At 63.0% G+C, this 16,855-nt stretch carries 14 protein-coding genes; 7 read left to right on the top strand and 7 right to left on the bottom strand.

The genetic code is table 11. From position 1 onward, the window contains the following. Positions 1-25: 25 nt before the first annotated feature. The 6 genes from HU762_RS05915 to HU762_RS05890 form a co-directional block, all read right to left on the bottom strand. A complete protein-coding gene (locus HU762_RS05915; RefSeq protein ID WP_186634110.1) occupies positions 26-496 on the bottom strand; it encodes a chemotaxis protein CheW in 471 nt (156 codons plus the stop codon). Then, positions 489-6,416 carry an Hpt domain-containing protein gene (locus HU762_RS05910; protein WP_186634107.1) on the bottom strand — a complete coding sequence of 1,976 codons (5,928 nt, stop codon included), beginning with the start codon at positions 6,414-6,416 and terminating at the stop codon, positions 489-491. The genes HU762_RS05915 and HU762_RS05910 overlap by 8 nt, the downstream gene beginning before the upstream one ends. A 185-nt stretch (positions 6,417-6,601) precedes the next feature. Next, on the bottom strand, positions 6,602-8,662 hold the full coding sequence (locus HU762_RS05905) for a methyl-accepting chemotaxis protein (RefSeq protein ID WP_186634104.1): 2,061 nt from the start codon (positions 8,660-8,662) through the stop codon (positions 6,602-6,604). Positions 8,663-8,711: 49 nt separating this feature from the next. Then, positions 8,712-9,251: a chemotaxis protein CheW gene (locus HU762_RS05900; protein WP_186634101.1), complete on the bottom strand. Its 540-nt coding sequence runs from the start codon at positions 9,249-9,251 to the stop codon at positions 8,712-8,714. 10 nt (positions 9,252-9,261) lie between these two features. After that, complete coding sequence (pilH, locus tag HU762_RS05895) at positions 9,262-9,627, bottom strand: twitching motility response regulator PilH (RefSeq protein WP_186634098.1); 366 nt, start codon at positions 9,625-9,627, stop codon at positions 9,262-9,264. Positions 9,628-9,672: 45 nt separating this feature from the next. After that, entirely contained in the window at positions 9,673-10,101 is a 429-nt protein-coding gene (locus HU762_RS05890; protein WP_186612057.1) for a response regulator, read from the bottom strand. A gap of 224 nt (positions 10,102-10,325) precedes the next feature. Between HU762_RS05890 and gshB the strand changes: the two genes are divergently transcribed. The 7 genes from gshB (at position 10,326) to HU762_RS05855 (ending at position 16,272) form a co-directional block, all read left to right on the top strand. Continuing rightward, a complete protein-coding gene (gshB, locus tag HU762_RS05885; RefSeq protein ID WP_186634095.1) occupies positions 10,326-11,297 on the top strand; it encodes a glutathione synthase in 972 nt (323 codons plus the stop codon). Between the two features lie 96 nt (positions 11,298-11,393). After that, positions 11,394-12,290, top strand: a complete 897-nt coding sequence (locus HU762_RS05880; RefSeq protein WP_186634092.1) for an energy transducer TonB — start codon at positions 11,394-11,396, stop codon at positions 12,288-12,290. A gap of 88 nt (positions 12,291-12,378) precedes the next feature. Then, positions 12,379-12,948 (top strand): YqgE/AlgH family protein, encoded by a 570-nt coding sequence (locus HU762_RS05875; RefSeq protein ID WP_186612059.1) that lies wholly within the window; start codon positions 12,379-12,381, stop codon positions 12,946-12,948. Then, entirely contained in the window at positions 12,948-13,385 is a 438-nt protein-coding gene (gene ruvX / locus HU762_RS05870; protein WP_003177497.1) for a Holliday junction resolvase RuvX, read from the top strand. Before HU762_RS05875 ends, ruvX begins: the two co-directional genes overlap by 1 nt. Before the next feature lie 83 nt (positions 13,386-13,468). Then, a complete protein-coding gene (gene pyrR / locus HU762_RS05865) occupies positions 13,469-13,975 on the top strand; it encodes a bifunctional pyr operon transcriptional regulator/uracil phosphoribosyltransferase PyrR (RefSeq protein ID WP_186612060.1) in 507 nt (168 codons plus the stop codon). 24 nt (positions 13,976-13,999) lie between these two features. After that, a complete protein-coding gene (locus HU762_RS05860; RefSeq protein ID WP_186634089.1) occupies positions 14,000-15,004 on the top strand; it encodes an aspartate carbamoyltransferase catalytic subunit in 1,005 nt (334 codons plus the stop codon). Further along, positions 15,001-16,272 carry a dihydroorotase gene (locus tag HU762_RS05855; protein ID WP_186634087.1) on the top strand — a complete coding sequence of 424 codons (1,272 nt, stop codon included), beginning with the start codon at positions 15,001-15,003 and terminating at the stop codon, positions 16,270-16,272. The genes HU762_RS05860 and HU762_RS05855 overlap by 4 nt, the downstream gene beginning before the upstream one ends. Before the next feature lie 51 nt (positions 16,273-16,323). On the opposite strand, the gene HU762_RS05850 is transcribed toward HU762_RS05855, so the two are convergent. After that, positions 16,324-16,752 (bottom strand): TM2 domain-containing protein, encoded by a 429-nt coding sequence (locus tag HU762_RS05850; RefSeq protein ID WP_186634084.1) that lies wholly within the window; start codon positions 16,750-16,752, stop codon positions 16,324-16,326. Positions 16,753-16,855 lie beyond the last annotated feature (103 nt).

Raw genomic sequence — 16,855 nt, 5'->3', positions numbered from 1 at the left:
CGATCAACCTGATATCGGACTCGATTCAACTGACGAAGTGCTGAACCAGCCCAGCAGCAACCACCAACTCTTCCAACGCCAACAAATCCGGCACTTTCGCCACATGTTCCCCCACTTGCACCGCCGCTTGTTCCAGCCCGCACAGCGGCACGTCGACGTAGCTCAACTGGGTGTCGAGCTTGCAGGAGCGCGGAATGCCTTGCACCAGCAGCGCGATGAAGCGCAGCTGCGGCCGACCGCCCAGGGCGTTGAGCACGACGATGCGCACGCGCTCGCCCATCACGGTTTTCTGGCCGCAGGCCGACTCGAAGCTCAGCAGCGGGATTTGCCGTTCACGCCAGCTCACCCAGCCCAGGAACCACGGCGGGGTGTCCAGATCGAACGCGCTGCTCTGGTAACCGATCAGTTCGGCCACCGCCACGTTGGGCAGGATCAGGTGCCGGTCCGCCAAGGGCAGCAATAGCCCAGTGAGATGACTGGCGCGAGAGTCATGCATGGTTTTTGCTCCAGTACGCAATGCTGTCGAGCAACACCGACTCTTGGTAAGGCTTGCCCAGGTAGTCGTTGACACCGATTGCCGTGGCGCGGTCGCGGTGTTTCTGGCCGGTGCGGGAGGTGATCATGATGATCGGCAGATGTGCCAGGCGCGGATCGTTGCGCACTTGCGCCGCCACTTCGAAGCCATCCATGCGCGGCATCTCGATGTCCAGCAGCATCAGGTCCGGAGAGTGCTCGGCCAGCAACGCCATGGCGTCCACACCGTCCTTGGCGGTGAGCACGTGCATGCCATGGCGCTCCAGCAGGCGGCTGGTGACCTTGCGCACGGTCACAGAGTCGTCCACCACCAAAACCAACAGCGGACGTTGAGGTTCACTCTCGCCTTGCGCGCGTCCATCGCGACGCGGGACCTGGTGTGGCAAAGCGCGGATCGGCGCCAGCAGGTCAAGGATCAGTACCACCCGGCCGTCCCCCAGGATCGTCGCTCCCGACAGGCCCCGGACCGCCGAAAATTGCGGACCAAGGCTCTTGACCACGATTTCCCGGGTCCCGGTGGTGGCGTCCACCTGCACGGCAATATGCCGCTCATTGCACTGCACCAGCAGCACCGGCAAGGGTTGGCTCTGGCCCAGCAATTTCGGGCGAGCGCCGGTTTTCAGCAGCTCGCCGAGGTAGCACAACTCATAACGCTGCCCGGCATAGGTGTAGACCGGCGGGTCGAGCTGGTAATAGCCGTCCAGCTCGGCGGGCAGCACCCGGACGATGCTTTCAATGGTGTTCAGCGGAATGGCGTACTGGTCTTCGTAACACTGCACCATCAAGGCCCGGTTAACCGCCACGGTGAATGGCAGGCGAATGCGAAAATGCACGCCCTGCCCCGGCGTGGAGTCGATGGCCATGCTGCCGCCCAACTGCCGCACCTCTTCATGGACAACGTCCATGCCGACGCCACGCCCGGATATCTGGGTGATTTTTTCGGCGGTGGAGAACCCGGGTTGCAAGATGAATTGCAACACGTCGCGATCGCTCATGTCGCTGTCTGGCGACAGCAAGCCACGCTTGATCGCCTTGCGCCGCACCGCGTCCAGCGGCACCCCGGCACCGTCGTCACGTATGTCGAAAATGATGTCGCCGCCCTCCCGGGACAGGTCGAGGCTGATTCGTCCCCGGGCGGGTTTGCCCGCGGCGATCCGCACATCGGCCGGCTCGAGGCCATGGTCAACAGCGTTACGCAGCATATGCTCCAGCGGTGCGGCCATGCGCTCGAGCACGTTACGGTCCATCTCGCCCTCGGCGTTGCCGACCACGAACTCAACGTCCTTGCCCAGCTCCTGCGCCACTTGCCGCACGATGCGTTTGAGGCGCGGCAGCATTCGCTCGAACGGCACCATGCGCGTACGCATAAGGCCCTCTTGGAGTTCGGTGTTGATGCGCCCTTGCTGTTGCAACAGGTTTTCCGCGTCGTGGTTGCTGCGATCAAGGGTTTCCTTGAGGTCAACCAGGTCCGAGGCGGACTCGAACAGCGCCCGGGACAATTGCTGCAACTGGGAGTGGCGATCCATTTCCAGCGGGTCGAACTCTTCGTAGCCCAACCGTTCGGCTTCCACCTGTTGGCGACTGAGAATCCGCCCCTGGGTTTCGGTATCCAGGCGGCGCAACTGGTCGCGCATGCGCTCGATGGTGGTTTCCATCTCGCTCAGGGCGGTGCGGGCATCGTTGACCTGCTGTTCGATGCGGCCACGGAAAATCGAGGTTTCACCGGCCAGATTCACCAGATCGTCGAGCAATTCGGCGGAGACCTTGACCATGTCCGCACTGTCGCTTGACGCGACGGGCTCGGCTCGCGTCAGCAAAGGCGCCGGGGCCTGGAGCAACGCCGGCTCCGCAGCCGCAACGGTCGCGGGGGCCTCGCCGCCCTGCGGATGGTTCACGGCCTGGATCCGCGCAATCAATCGATCGCCCGGCGGACACGGCTGGCCGGCGCGAACCGCGTCGAGCATTTGCGCCAGCCGGTCATGGCTGCCCTGCAGCAAGCTGAAGAGCGCCGGGCTTGGCTGCAACAGGCCTGCCGACAAACCTTCATAAAGGTTTTCAAGCTCGTGGGCGAGATCGCCGATGGGCGCGATTTCCACCATCCGCGCTCCACCCTTGAGCGTGTGCAAATCTCGCAGCAGTGTTTCCACGGCCTGGCGGTTCGCCGGATCTTCCTGCCAACGCAGCAACGCCGCGCCGGAACTCTCGAGGATGTCGAACCCCTCCTCAAGGAAGATTTCCAGCAGCTCCGGATCGTGCCCGGCCGCATCGCTCAAACCCGAGCCTGGCGTCTCGATGGCGTTAGGCCTGTCCTGACGGAACCGGTGGATCGCGTCGATCAGCGCAACCGGATCCCCCAACGGCTGACCTTGCTGCAACTGCCCAAGCAACAGATCGAGGCGTTCGTGGCTGCTGTTGAGCAACTGCGCCAGCTCCGCGCTGTAGCTGTAGCGGCGGTCCACCAGCCCTTCGTAGAGATTCTCCAGCTCTTGGGCGAGGTCGCTTACCGGCCGGATATCCGCCATGCGCGCGCCACCCTTGAGGGTATGCAAGTCGCGTTGCAGCGATGACAACGGTGCGCCGTTGTCCGGGTCGGCGAGCCAGCGCTGCAAGGCTTGAGCGGCACTTTCGAGAATATCCTGGGCCTCTTCGAGAAAAATAGCCGCGATGTCATCGTCCACCGAAGTGTCGGCGGGGGCGCTGCGCTCCATTTCGGCCGTCGCGTGGCTCAGTTCGCGGATGCTCAGGGTGCGACTGCCATCGCTGCGGATCAGTCCCGTGGCGGCCGGGTCGAGACTCTCTTCAAGCAGGCTGCGCAGGGCCTGGACGCGTGCGGGTTGCGGATTCACATTCTGCCCGGCCGCCAGCTCATCAAGCATGTCGATCAGCGCTTCATGGGCCCGTTGCGCCTCTTGAAAAAAGGCCTCGCTGACCGCCAGGCTGCTTTCCTCCACCGCACCATAGAGATCGAGCAAGGCTTCGCAGAGCTCGTCCACCGGGTGCAGGTCGGCCAGGTGCGCGCCTTCGCCAAGGGTGGTCAGCTCATCGAGCAGCGCACTCAATTCCTGGCTTTCGGCGGGGTGTTGCTGCCACCGCTGCAGCAGGCTTTCGGCGTCCAGCAGGATGTCCATGCCTTGGGCGAGGAAGTTATTGATCAACTGCGTATCGCGCTTGGTTCGCACGCCTTGGTCCGGCGAGCCGTGGGCCGCCTGCAGGCGCTCGGCCAATAGCGCCCGGGCGCGCTGGATCAGGTCGACGGCACCGGGGATCGGCGCCAGCGGTTCGCTGTGCAACTGGCGCAGGCCACGTCGCAGCAGCCCTTCGCCTTCCAGCAACAGCTCAACCTCGTCCAGGTCGAGGGCCAACAGATGCGCCCTGTATTCCCGGGCCATTTCGTCCATCACCCCGGCGAGCTCGGCGATCGGCGCTACACCGGCCATCGATGCGCTGCCCTTGAGCGTATGCAAGGCCCGTTGCAGTTCGTCGCCGGCTTGCAACGGCAACTGCTCGGCGGCTTGGTCGAGAAAGCGATTGAGCGTGGCGAGGTGGGCCTGGGCTTCATTGTCGAAAATTTTCAGCAGCAAAGGATCGAGCGCAGCCACGTCCTGTTCGTCGTCATCCTCTTCATCACTGCCTTTGGCAAGCGCATGGGCACGGGCGGCCAAGCGGTCGACATCGTCGCGCTGGCGTTGGTGAGAGGCCGCGAAATCGGCGACCAGCTCAGGCAGCAATTGCACCGTTTCTTCAACCAACTGCCGGACCGAAGTACCCGGCTCGACGCTACGTTCCAATACGCGATTGAGCAGGTTCTCCACAGCCCAGGCCAGCTCGCCCAGGATCAGCGCCCGGACCATCCGACCGCTGCCCTTGAGGGTGTGGAAGGCTCGGCGCAGTTCAGTCAGGGCAACGTGGTCATCCGAGTGAGCAGCCCAGCGCGGCAGGTACTCATGCAGGACTTCCAGGACCTCGGCGGTTTCCTCGAGGAACACTTCGCGCAGCTCGTCGTCCACCGGGCTTTCATCCAGCGGCGGCGGCAGCAGGCTGGCCGGCATGTTCCTCGCCGGCGGGTTGAGCGCCGAGACCGGGCTGGCCAGGACTTCGGCGAGCGATTGCACGGTTTGCGGATCGTCCAGTTCCTGCAAGTCCTGCATGACCTGGGCCTCGTTGGGGCTCAGCACATCATCGAGCACCGGCACGCGGGCTTCGTCTGGGGAATAGCCCAGGGCGCCGAGGCTGCGTTCGACCTCATCCAGCAGACCTTCAGCGGGCTTATGGGGGTCTTCGCTCAAACGCTCCAGGTAATATTCCAGGCCAGTAATCACATCGGCCAGATGATCGAGTTCTTCCCAGCCCGGCTGGGCATGATCGAGCAGCAGATGCTCGTGGATGGAACCGTTGCAAGCCTCCACGAGACTGGCGGCACGGCTCAACGGAATCATCGCCAGCGCGCCACGCACCTGGGTCAGCAACCCCGGCAACGCCTCGAGCTGCTCGCTGTTCCAGTCGGCGTCGATGTAATCGACGATCATGTCCTTGGCCTGTTGCAGGCAGGTGTGGGCTTCCTTGATGACGATCTGGTGGATCTGGGTCAGGTCAGTCGTTGGCAGAGGATTGTCGTCGCGGCTTTCAGGCTCGACGGTGCCGACCATGCCGGCCAGCGTTGCCTCGACATAGAGCAAGGCCCCCGCGACATCCATGAGCGTCGCGTCATCCGGGTCGCGTTGACCCTGGGCGAGGCTCAGCACTACCGCCAATTGGTCGATGATCACTTTGCGCGGCTGGCCGAAACCGAGCACCGCCAAGGTGTCGGCGATCTGCCGCAGGGGCGCCAACAGGCTGTCCAGTTCCGAGGCGTGCTGGCGGTCGCTGCGCACGAACAGGTCCAGGCGCTCCTTGACCCGCACCAATTCTTCGCAAAGCGCCGCCAGCACCGAGCGCATGGCATCGCGGTCGGGCCCGGCCAGCCGCGCCCGTTCTTCATCGACCATCGCGCCGTCGGGCAGCGCGTCGTCCAGTGAGTAGCGTTCTTTCATGATCTGCATCTGCCCGCTGGGGTGTTCGGCCTTGGCAATATAGAACAACAAGCTTTTGACCAAGTGAGGTGGGGCCGGTTGATTGATGCCGGCGATGCCCTGCTCCAGCAGGCGCTTGAGTTCTTTGTCGGCGTCCTTGAACAGGCTGCGCAGCGCCGGGCTGTTGCCGATGCGTGCGTCGCGCATGCCTTCGACCAGCGCCGAAGCGACTTGCCACAGCACGTTGAGCGGCGCGCCGGCACACAAGGTTTCCAAACGGTGAAAGACTTTGGCCAGGTAACCGAGATGGGTGGCGTCGTCCTGTTCGCGCAACAGCCCCACCAGGGCCACTTGCAGGGTCTGGCGCAACTTGCGCAAGGTGCCTGGCAGGTCGGCCGGCTCGAGCCGTTTCAAGGCGTCCTCGCCGAGCGGGGCGATATCGGGTAATTGCGGACTGAAAAGGCTGGTCTCCGACAACAGGCTCTCGCCCCGGGCACTGCGCAAGTCATTGATCAATGGCAGCACCACTAACGGCAGGTCGCGACGAGCGCCCTGGACCCGATCAAGATAGATCGGCAACTGGCCCAAGGCTTGGCGCAACAGGCTGATGGCCTCGTCGCGATGGGCGATTCGATCGCTCTGCAAGGCGCCGCACAGCTGCTCCATTTCCTCGGCCAGCAACGCCGCGCCGTAGAACTCGACCATCTGCAGGCTGCCATGGACCTGATGGATGCAGGCCAGGCATTGGGCAAGGGCATCCGACGCCTGCGGGTCGTCCACCAGGCGATTAAGGGCCAGGTGGGCCTGCTTCAGCGTTTCGGCAATCTCGCCCTTGACCCATTCCAGGGCCACGTAGTCGTGCCGATCACCCATAACCACTCCAAATCAACAGGCGCATGCCTGTGGTACGGCCGAGGACTCCGTGGCGAGGGAGCTTGCTCCCGCTTGAGTGCGCAGCGCTCACAAAATCTTTGGGGCGGCTACGCCCCCCAGCGGGAGCAAGCTCCCTCGCCACAAAAGCGTCCTTGTCTCAGGTACAGCCCCTCCCAGCACGTTAATCACGCCTTGCCCTCGTCCGCCACAGGCGCCGCCGGCAAGGTGAACCCCGACACCGAGCGGCGCAGCTGGCTGGCCATTTTCGCCAGGTTGCCAATGCTCTCGGCGGTGGCAGTGGAGCCGGACGAGGTCTGGCTGGTGATCTGCTGGATCACGTTCATGGTCAAGGATATCTGCCCCGCCGAGGTGGTCTGTTGCTGCGCCGCGTTGGAAATGCTCTGGATCAGCGCCGCCAAGGTCTTGGAAACCCCTTCGATTTCTTCCAGCGCGACCCCGGCATCCTGTGCCAGCCGGGCGCCGCGGACCACTTCGGTGGTGGTCTGCTCCATGGAGATCACCGCTTCGTTGGTGTCGGCCTGGATCGCTCGCACCAGCGTCTCGATCTGCCGGGTCGCCGCCGAGGAGCGTTCCGCCAACCGCTGCACTTCATCGGCCACCACCGCAAAGCCACGACCGGCATCGCCCGCCATGGACGCCTGGATCGCCGCGTTGAGCGCGAGGATGTTGGTCTGGTCGGCAATATCGTCGATCAGGCTGACGATATCGCCGATTTCCTGGGACGACTCCCCCAGGCGCTTGATGCGCTTGGCAGTGTCCTGGATCTGTTCGCGAATGTTGTCCATGCCATGAATGGTGTTGTGCACCACCTCGTTGCCCTTGTTGGCGATTTCCACGGAACGCTCGGCCACGGCCGACGACTCGGCGGCATTGGCGGACACCTGGTCGATGGACTGGGCCATTTCATTGATTGAAGTCGAAGCTTCGCTGATCTGCTGGGCCTGGTGCTCGGACGCCTGGGCCAGATGCATGGCGGTGGCCTGGGTTTCCTGCACGGCGGCAGCCACCTGGCCGGCGGTCAGGTTGATCGTCGCCACCAGGTCGCGCAGTTGATCCACCGAATAGTTGATCGAGTCGGCGATGGTCCCGGTGAAGTCTTCGGTGACCGAAGCCGTCACGGTCAGGTCGCCGTCGGCCAGATCCTCGATTTCATCCAGCAGACGCATGATCGCGTTCTGGTTGCGCTCGTTCTTTTCCGCGGTTTCACGCAACTGGCGATTGGTCTCGCGGACCATCACCAGCCCGATCAGGATGATCGACATCAGCGCCAGCAGGCCCAACACATAACCGCCGATGCTGTTCACGGAACGCCCGCCGGCCAGGTTTTCGAAAGCCGTGGCCAGGTGCGAGGCCTCGTCGAGCAAGGTCTGCGACAGGTTGAAGATGTTGCCCGCCGACTCGCGGACCTTGAACAGCTCCGGAGAAGTTTCGAGAATTTCATCCACCGAGCCTGAGACAAATTCGAACAGCTCACTGATTTCAGTCAGGCGCGCACGGGCATCGCGGTCCTGTACCTGGGAAATTTTCAAGGTCGCGTCGCCCTGCAACATGCCGTTGAGCACCTGGCCGAAGCGCGCGGCGTCGCGGCCAAACGTGTCAGCCGCCTGGCTGGCGTTCTCGTCGCCGGCCAACACCGTATTCACCGCGCCAAGAATCCGCTCGGCCAGCAATGACTGGCGCTGGGCCATGGCCACTTGGGCGGCCGGCGCGCCGCGTTGCAGGAGGATTTCAACGACTTTCTCGTATTCGACCTGCAGTTGCGGCACGGTTTCGGCCAGGGTCGCCGCGACCTGATGCAACGACAGGACGGTCTGCTCGCTGGACAGGATGGCATCGGTGTTCTTCAGCAGGCGCTCCCAGTCCAGTTGCACAGCGCGCATCTGCGGGCGCAGGGTGGCAGGCGCCGGCGGCAAGCCAGTCACCGGGTCGCCTTGTTTCAGATAGCCCCAGCGCTGGGCGAAATCGTTGCGCGCATCGCTCAGCAGCTTGAAGGCTGCGGCTTTGCCGGCCGCGGCCTCGGTGGCGTTCTTGGCGATGCGCTGGGACAACACTCGCAACTCACCGGCATGGCCGATGTACTGCTTGTCGTACGTAGACTGGGTGTTGAGGTAAGCGAAGTTGGCAAATAACAGCATGATGAAGACGATCAGCGCGACGAACAGCACGATGATCTGCGAACGACTGCGCGACGCCTCCAGTGTCTTGCCTGTTTGAGTTTTGATCATCGGTCCTCGCCTGTCCTGCTCGCTTCCACAGGGGCCGCGCTAAGTCTCGTTAAACCGCCACATCCATGAATCCTGGCGAGCGCGCCAGTGCAAACGGGCTGAACACCAGCCATTGCCGCTCTGCGCCAAAACGGCCCTGGACGAAGGCCGATTCCGGGCCATCGAGGTCGTTCGTCAAAATCGATTCGAGGCTGCCCTGGGGGAAATGCTGCAACCCCTGGACCTCGTCCACCAGCAAGCCGGCAAACACCTCGTCATGATCCACCACCAGCACCCGCCGCTGCTTGCGCACGCTGGACAGTTCATGGCCGAAGAAACCGCACAGGTCCATCAATGGCAACAAACGCCCGCGCAGGTTAGCCACGCCGCGAACCCATGGCTTGACCCCGGGCAAAGGCGTGTGGCGCGGCTCGTGCAGCACCTCGCTGACTTCGCCCATGGGCGCCACGTACCAATGATCGCCCAGGCGAAAGCCGATGCCGCTCCAGCTATCGCGGTGGATCGGTTGGGACGGCAAGTCCGCGCCCAATAGCCGACAGCGCCGATCGATCTGCAGCAACAGCTCGAATGCGGTCAGGGATTGGCTCATGGCCGCGCTTTCAACCCGCCAGTACTTTGTTCAGGGTCGCGATCAGGGTTTCCTCGTCCACCGGCTTGGTCAGGTAGTCCTTCGCCCCTTGACGCGTCCCCCAGACCTTGTCGGTTTCCTGGTCCTTGGTGGTGATGATGATGACCGGGATACGACCGGTGTCCGGGTCCTTGGTCAGTTGGCGCGTGGCCTGGAACCCGTTGAGGCCGGGCATGACGATGTCCATCAACACCGCGTCGGGCTTTTCCTGGCGCGCCAGTGCCACACCATCGGCGCCGTTCTCGGCCTTCAGGACCTGATGGCCATGCTTTTCCAGCATGCCGGTCAACTTGTACATTTCAGTCGGCGAATCATCGACGATCAGAACTCGTGCCATGGTATTCCCCATTCTTCTAGACCTCAGGCCCGAGGCCGAGCGTCATTAATGTGCCTGGTGCAACTGGGCTGCGGCAAAACCCGGGACATGGGCCTGTATCGCACCCAGCAACTCTTCCTTGCTGAAAGGCTTGGTCAGAAACTGATCGGAACCGACGATGCGTCCCTTGGCCTTGTCGAACAAACCATCGCGGGACGACAGCATGATCACTGGCGTGGCCTTGAAAGCGCTGTTGTTCTTGATCAGGGCGCACGTCTGGTAACCGTCCAGGCGCGGCATCATGATGTCGACAAAGATAATGCCTGGGTGATGGTCGACGATCTTGGCCAGGGCATCGAAGCCGTCGATCGCCGTGATCACCTCGCAACCGGCGTTGCGCAGCAAGGTTTCGGCGGTGCGGCGGATGGTCTTCGAGTCGTCGATGACCATGACCTTCAAGGCGCTGGGTTGCTGCTGCGTAAGATGCTCTGCCATTGCCACTGCAAACCGGTTTTTTAACGCATAAGAGTGATCGACAGCGCAAACCCTTGATGTTCAAGGCCCGCACGTCACATGGCAGCCTTTTTAGCACAGTCTCCAGCGCCGATCTATCAGCCGCTCGGTACGGCGGTTTTTCCTTGACCGCCAATCTTGGGGGCGCCACTCTGACGCCACTTTTTCACGCCCTTCGTGCCCACCCAATTTCGAGGAACCAAGCCATGAGCGTACGCGTCGGCATTGTCATGGACCCTATCGCCAGCATTTCCTATAAGAAGGATAGCTCGCTGGCCATGTTGCTGGCCGCTCAGAAGCGCGGCTGGGAGCTGTTCTATATGGAACAGCGCGATCTCTACCAGGCGCAAGGCCAGGCCCGGGCGCGGATGAAGCCGCTGAAGGTCTTCGCCAATCCCGAGAAGTGGTTCGAACTGGGCGAGGAAAGCGATGCGCTGCTCAGCGACCTGGACGTGATCCTGATGCGCAAGGATCCGCCGTTCGACATGGAATTCGTTTACTCCACTTATCTGCTGGAACAGGCTGAAAGCGCTGGCGTACTGGTGGTCAACAAGCCGCAGAGCCTGCGCGATTGCAACGAAAAGCTCTTCGCCACGCTGTTCCCGCAGTGCACGCCGCCGACCATCGTCAGCCGTCGCCCGGACGTGTTGCGCGAGTTCGCCGACCATCACGGCGACGTGATCCTCAAGCCCCTGGACGGCATGGGCGGTTCCTCGATCTTCCGTCATACCGCCGGTCACCCGAACCTGTCGGTGATCCTTGAAACCCTGACCTTGCACGGCAAGCAGCAGATCATGATCCAGGGTTACCTGCCGGCCATCGTCGATGGCGACAAACGCATCCTGATGATCGACGGCGAACCCGTCGATTATTGCCTGGCGCGTATCCCGGCCGCTGGTGAAACCCGGGGCAACCTGGCGGCCGGCGGTCGCGGCGAAGCCCGCCCGCTGACCGAGAAGGATCGGTGGATCGCCGCCCAGATCGGCCCGACCCTGCGCGAGAAAGGCCTGCTGTTCGTCGGCCTGGATGTGATCGGCGAGCACCTGACGGAGATCAACGTCACCAGCCCGACCTGTATCCGCGAAATCGACAATGCCTTCGGTACGGACATCGGCGGGATGTTGATGGAGGCCATCGAGAAGCAGCTACAAGCGGCAAGCTTCAAGCGGCAAGTTTGATGCAGCTTGTCGCTTGCAGCTTGAGGCTTGAAGCAAAAAACCAACATTGCGTTATCATGCCCGGCCTGTGAAACCCACGATGTTGGTTTTTTTGTCATGACACGCCCGCCCGATCTGCCCCAAGAGCTCGCCCATCGCGGTGTGCGCCCGGCTGATCGTCTCGGTTTTACCTTGTTCCTGGCGGCATTGATCCACTTGGCCGTGCTGCTGGGCGTTGGCTTTGCCACGGTCGAACCCAAGCAGATCAGCCAGACCCTGGAAATTACCCTGGCCACCTTCAAGAGTGAAACCAAGCCACAGAAGGCGGACTTCCTGGCCCAGGAAAACCAGCAAGGCAGCGGTACCCTGGAAAAGAAAGCGATTCCCAAGACCACCGAGATCGCGCCGTTCCAGGACAACAAGGTACAAAAGATCACCCCGCCGCCGGCCGCCAAGCCGGAGGTGCAGGAAACAGCGCCAAAAGCCGCCGTTACTACTACGGCACCGAAGCCCAAAAAGGCCCCGGTCAAGGAAGAGGTCAAGCCTGATCCGAAACCCAAGGCCCCCGAGCCAACCTTCGACAGCTCGCAGCTGTCCAGCGACATCGCCAGCCTGGAAGCCGAATTGGCCCAGGAGCAGCAGTTGTACGCCAAGCGTCCGCGCATCCATCGCCTGAGCGCTGCGTCGACCATGCGCGACAAGGGCGCCTGGTACAAGGACGAGTGGCGCAAGAAGGTCGAGCGCATCGGCAACCTCAACTACCCCGAGGAAGCCCGGCGCAAGCAGATTTACGGCAATCTGCGATTGATGGTCTCGATCAACCGCGACGGTTCGCTGTATGAGGTGCTGGTACTGGAATCCTCCGGCCAGCCCTTGCTGGACCAGGCGGCCCAGCGAATCGTGCGCCTGGCCGCGCCGTTCGCGCCGTTCACCGGGGATCTGTCGGACATCGACCGCCTGGAAATCATCCGTACCTGGAAGTTTGCCCGCGGCGATCGGCTTTCCAGCAACTGAGCCTGCCGTGGATGAAGGTGGCTGTGATCAGCGCTTCCTGCACATCCCCGGCTTGTCAGTTCGCGCCTGCGCCGCCACACTAGCGCCTATGAAAAACGTCAGCCCCACCTACCTCAAGCATCACTTCCTGATTGCCATGCCGCACATGGCTGATCCGAATTTTGCCCACACCTTGACCTACATCGTCGAGCACACGGCCAATGGGGCCATGGGACTGGTGGTCAATCGTCCGCAGGAACTGAACCTGGCGGATATCCTTGAGCAACTGCGTCCCGAGGTCGAGCCGCCACTCTTGTGCCAGCACGTACCGATTTTCATCGGCGGCCCGGTGCAGACCGACCGGGGTTTCGTACTTCATCCGTCGGGTCCAAAATTCCAGGCCACCGTCGACCTGAATGGCGTGTCGCTGTCCACCTCCCAGGATGTGTTATTCGCTATCGCCGACGGCGTCGGCCCGGAGAAAAGCCTGATCGCCCTCGGCTACGCCGGTTGGGAACCGGGGCAACTGGAAGCCGAACTGGCCGACAACGCCTGGCTGACCTGCCCATTCGACGCCGATATCCTGTTCAACACCAGCAGCGAACTGCGCCTGGAAGCGGCGGCCAGCCGGCTGGGTGTCAACCTCAGCCTGCTCACCAGCCAGGCAGGACACGCCTGATGGCGCTGCGCTTGCTGCTGGGCTTCGATTACGGCACCAAACAGATCGGCGTCGCGGTCGGCCAGGTCATTACCGGCCAGGCCCGCGAGTTGTGCACACTGAAGGCACAGAACGGCGTCCCGGACTGGAACCAGGTCGAAGCGCTGATCAAGGAGTGGAAACCCGACGCCGTGGTGGTCGGCCTGCCGCTGAACATGGACGGCACGCCCAGCGACATGTGCCTGCGCGCCGAAAAATTCGCGCGCCGGCTCAACGGCCGCTACAACCTGCCCTTCTATACCCATGACGAGCGCCTGACCACCTTCGAGGCCAAGGGCGAGCGCCTGGTACGCGGCGGGCAGAAAGGCAGTTACCGCGACAACCCGGTGGACGCCATCGCCGCCGCCCTGCTGTTGCAAGGCTGGCTCGACGCCAACGCCGCCCTGTTCGAAACCTGATTTTTTGAAAGCGCCGCCAAGGCGCTTTCTTTTAGCGATAAACCGAGTCAAAAGCACCGACCCGGGAACCTGAAGGAGCCAGCATGAGCCTGCCCAATCCTGCCGAACTGATCAGCCAGATGGCGATCCGTCTCACGGCGCACCTGGAACAACGCGGCATCAGCGAGCCGCGCTATATCGGCATTCGCACCGGCGGCGTCTGGGTCGCCCAGGCCTTGCTCGATGAACTGGGCAGCGACTCGCCGCTGGGCACCCTGGACGTATCTTTCTACCGTGATGATTTCAGCCAGAACGGCCTGCACCCGCAAGTACGCCCCTCGGCGCTGCCGTTCGAGATCGAAGGCCAGCACCTGGTGTTGATCGATGACGTGCTGATGAGCGGCCGGACCATCCGCGCCGCCATGAACGAACTGTTCGACTACGGTCGCCCGGCCAGCGTGACCCTGGTGTGCCTGCTGGACCTGGATGCCGCCGAGCTGCCGATCCGACCGAACGTGGTCGGCGCGACGCTGACACTGGCCGCCGATGAGCGAGTCAAGCTCTCCGGCCCGTCGCCGCTGCAACTCGAACTGCAAGACCTTGCCCTTTAACTGCCCTTGTAAGAGTCCATCGCGATGACGCCTCTCGAAACCAAGCGCCCGCTGCAGCTCAACGATCAGGGCCAACTGCGGCATTTCCTGTCCCTCGATGGCCTGCGCCGCGAGCTGCTGACGGAAATCCTCGACACCGCCGACTCCTTCCTTGAAGTCGGTGCCCGGGCTGTGAAGAAAGTCCCGTTGCTGCGCGGCAAGACCGTGTGCAACGTGTTCTTCGAAAACTCCACCCGCACCCGCACCACCTTCGAACTGGCGGCCCAGCGACTCTCGGCGGACGTGATCACGTTGAACGTGTCCACGTCCTCGGCGAGCAAGGGCGAAACCCTGCTCGACACCCTGCGCAACCTCGAAGCCATGGCCGCTGACATGTTCGTCGTCCGTCACGGTGATTCCGGGGCGGCGCACTTCATTGCCGAACACGTCTGCCCCCAGGTGGCGATCATCAACGGCGGCGACGGCCGTCACGCGCACCCGACCCAGGGCATGCTCGACATGCTGACCATCCGTCGGCACAAGGGCAGCTTCGAAAACCTGTCGGTGGCCATCGTCGGCGACATCCTGCATTCGCGAGTGGCCCGCTCCAACATGCTGGCACTCAAGACCCTCGGCTGCCCGGACATCCGCGTGATCGCGCCGAAAACCCTGCTGCCCATCGGCGTCGAGCAATACGGCGTGAAGGTCTACACCGACATGACCGAAGGCCTCAAGGATGTCGACGTGGTGATCATGCTGCGCCTGCAACGCGAGCGGATGACCGGCGGCCTGCTGCCCAGCGAAGGCGAGTTCTACCGCTTGTTCGGCCTGACCACGGCGCGCCTGTCCGGGGCCAAGCCGGACGCCATCGTCATGCACCCGGGGCCGATCAACCGCGGCGTGGAAATCGAATCGGCGGTGGCCGACGGACCGCATTCGGTGATCCTCAATCAAGTGACCTACGGCATCGCCATCCGCATGGCGGTGCTGTCCATGGCCATGAGCGGGCAAACGGCCCAGCGCCAATTCGACCAGGAGAACGCCCAGTGAAGCTCAGCATTCTCGGCGCACGCGTGATCGATCCAGCCAGTGGCCTGGATCAAGTGACTGACATCCATATAGATGCCTGCAAGATCGTCGCCCTTGGCGCGGCGCCGGTCGGTTTCGTCGCGGTCGAGATCCTCGACGCCCAAGGCCTGGTGGCCGCTCCCGGCCTGGTGGACCTGAACGTCGCCTTGCGCGAGCCCGGCTACAGCCGCAAAGGCAGCATTATCAGCGAGACCCGGGCCGCCGCCGCTGGTGGCGTAACCAGCCTGTGTTGCCCGCCGCAGACCAAGCCGGTGCTGGACACTTCGGCGGTGGCCGAACTGATCCTCGACCGCGCCCGGGAAGCCGGCAACACCAAGGTCTTCCCGATCGGGGCGTTGAGCAAAGGCCTGGAGGGCGAGCAACTGGCTGAGTTGATCGCCTTGCGCGACGCCGGTTGCGTGGCGTTCGGCAACGGCTTGAACAGTTTCCGCAACGCCCGCACCCTCTGCCGTGCACTGGAGTACGCCGCGACGTTCGGGCTGACAGTGGTTTTCAACTCACAGGATCATGACTTGGCCGAAGGTGGCCTGGCCCACGAGGGCCCGACCGCCAGCTTCCTGGGCCTGCCGGGAATTCCGGAAACCGCCGAGACCGTGGCCCTGGCCCGCGACCTGCTGCTGGTGGAGCAAAGCGGCGTGCGTGCCCATTTCAGCCAACTGACCAGTGCCCGCGGCGCGGCGTTGATCGCCCAGGCCCAGGCCCGCGGCTTGCCGGTGACCGCCGATGTGGCGCTGTACCAGTTGATCCTGACCGACGAAGCGCTGATCGATTTCAACAGCGTCTACCATGTCCAGCCGCCACTGCGCACCCGCGCCGACCGCGATGGCTTGCGCGAGGCGGTGAAGTCCGGCGTCATCTCGGCCATCTCCAGCCATCACCAGCCCCACGAGCGCGATGCCAAGCTGGCCCCGTTCGGCGCCACCGAGCCGGGCATCAGCAGCGTCGAACTGCTGCTGCCGCTGGCCCTGACGCTGGTGGAAGACGGCTTGCTCGACCTGCCAACCCTGCTGGCACGCCTGAGCGCCGGCCCGGCCCAGGCGCTGCAACTTCCAGCCGGGAAACTGGCCGTGGGCGCGCCGGCGGATCTGGTGCTGTTCGACCCTGCCACCTCCACCGTGGCCGGTGAAGCCTGGCGTTCCAAGGGCGACAACTGCCCGTTCCTCGGCCACAGCCTGCCGGGTGTGGTGCGCTACACCCTGATGGATGGGCGGATCACCCACCAAGCCTGAAAAAAAATCGAGTCGCCTGCTGCGCGAATGCAGGCGACTCGATCTGCCGTCTTACTGGAAAGCCCCGCGTTTCTGAGCATTGCGGATCGAAACCTGATCGTTCAGCGTCCAGAAGTCATACAGCACGCCCAGGAAAAACACCCCGCCGGTCAGCAGATAGAGGATGCCGCTGAGCCATTTGCCCTGATACATGCGATGCACGCCCAGCACCCCGAGAAACGTCAGCAGTATCCACGCCACGCTGTACTCGATCGGACCCGGGGTAAAACGCAGGTCCGCTTCGCGGTCCATGGCTGGAATCAGGAACAAGTCGATCAGCCAACCGATGCCCAGCAGCCCGAAGGTGAAGAACCAGATCGTGCCGGTTACCGGCTTGCCGTAATAGAAGCGGTGAGCACCGGTAAAACCCAAAATCCACAGCAGATACCCGATGACTTTGCTGTGGGTATCGCGGATTGCATCCTGCTGATAGCTGTTCATTAATGCCTCTTTTGCCTCGATAGAAAAATTTGTTCGGACTTTTTGTGACTTTTTTGTGTCTCGCCGACAAGCGGTCCTGAGCGACTCGCGTCGCGCAAAAGCC

The organism is Pseudomonas sp. SWRI92, assembly GCF_014268685.1.
GTDB lineage: Bacteria > Pseudomonadota > Gammaproteobacteria > Pseudomonadales > Pseudomonadaceae > Aquipseudomonas > Aquipseudomonas marvdashtae.
Note: the sequence above shows the minus strand (reverse complement) of the source record. Positions and strands in the feature narration are given on the sequence as shown.

What these genes read in the sequence shown, in the direction of transcription:
- HU762_RS05915 (WP_186634110.1), bottom strand. Translation starts at nt 496, where the DNA reads ATGCATGACTCTCGCGCCAGTCATCTCACTGGGCTATTGCTGCCCTTG.
- HU762_RS05910 (WP_186634107.1), bottom strand. Translation starts at nt 6,416, where the DNA reads ATGGGTGATCGGCACGACTACGTGGCCCTGGAATGGGTCAAGGGCGAG.
- HU762_RS05905 (WP_186634104.1), bottom strand. Translation starts at nt 8,662, where the DNA reads ATGATCAAAACTCAAACAGGCAAGACACTGGAGGCGTCGCGCAGTCGT.
- HU762_RS05900 (WP_186634101.1), bottom strand. Translation starts at nt 9,251, where the DNA reads ATGAGCCAATCCCTGACCGCATTCGAGCTGTTGCTGCAGATCGATCGG.
- pilH (WP_186634098.1), bottom strand. Translation starts at nt 9,627, where the DNA reads ATGGCACGAGTTCTGATCGTCGATGATTCGCCGACTGAAATGTACAAG.
- HU762_RS05890 (WP_186612057.1), bottom strand. Translation starts at nt 10,101, where the DNA reads ATGGCAGAGCATCTTACGCAGCAGCAACCCAGCGCCTTGAAGGTCATG.
- gshB (WP_186634095.1), top strand. Translation starts at nt 10,326, where the DNA reads ATGAGCGTACGCGTCGGCATTGTCATGGACCCTATCGCCAGCATTTCC.
- HU762_RS05880 (WP_186634092.1), top strand. Translation starts at nt 11,394, where the DNA reads ATGACACGCCCGCCCGATCTGCCCCAAGAGCTCGCCCATCGCGGTGTG.
- HU762_RS05875 (WP_186612059.1), top strand. Translation starts at nt 12,379, where the DNA reads ATGAAAAACGTCAGCCCCACCTACCTCAAGCATCACTTCCTGATTGCC.
- ruvX (WP_003177497.1), top strand. Translation starts at nt 12,948, where the DNA reads ATGGCGCTGCGCTTGCTGCTGGGCTTCGATTACGGCACCAAACAGATC.
- pyrR (WP_186612060.1), top strand. Translation starts at nt 13,469, where the DNA reads ATGAGCCTGCCCAATCCTGCCGAACTGATCAGCCAGATGGCGATCCGT.
- HU762_RS05860 (WP_186634089.1), top strand. Translation starts at nt 14,000, where the DNA reads ATGACGCCTCTCGAAACCAAGCGCCCGCTGCAGCTCAACGATCAGGGC.
- HU762_RS05850 (WP_186634084.1), bottom strand. Translation starts at nt 16,752, where the DNA reads ATGAACAGCTATCAGCAGGATGCAATCCGCGATACCCACAGCAAAGTC.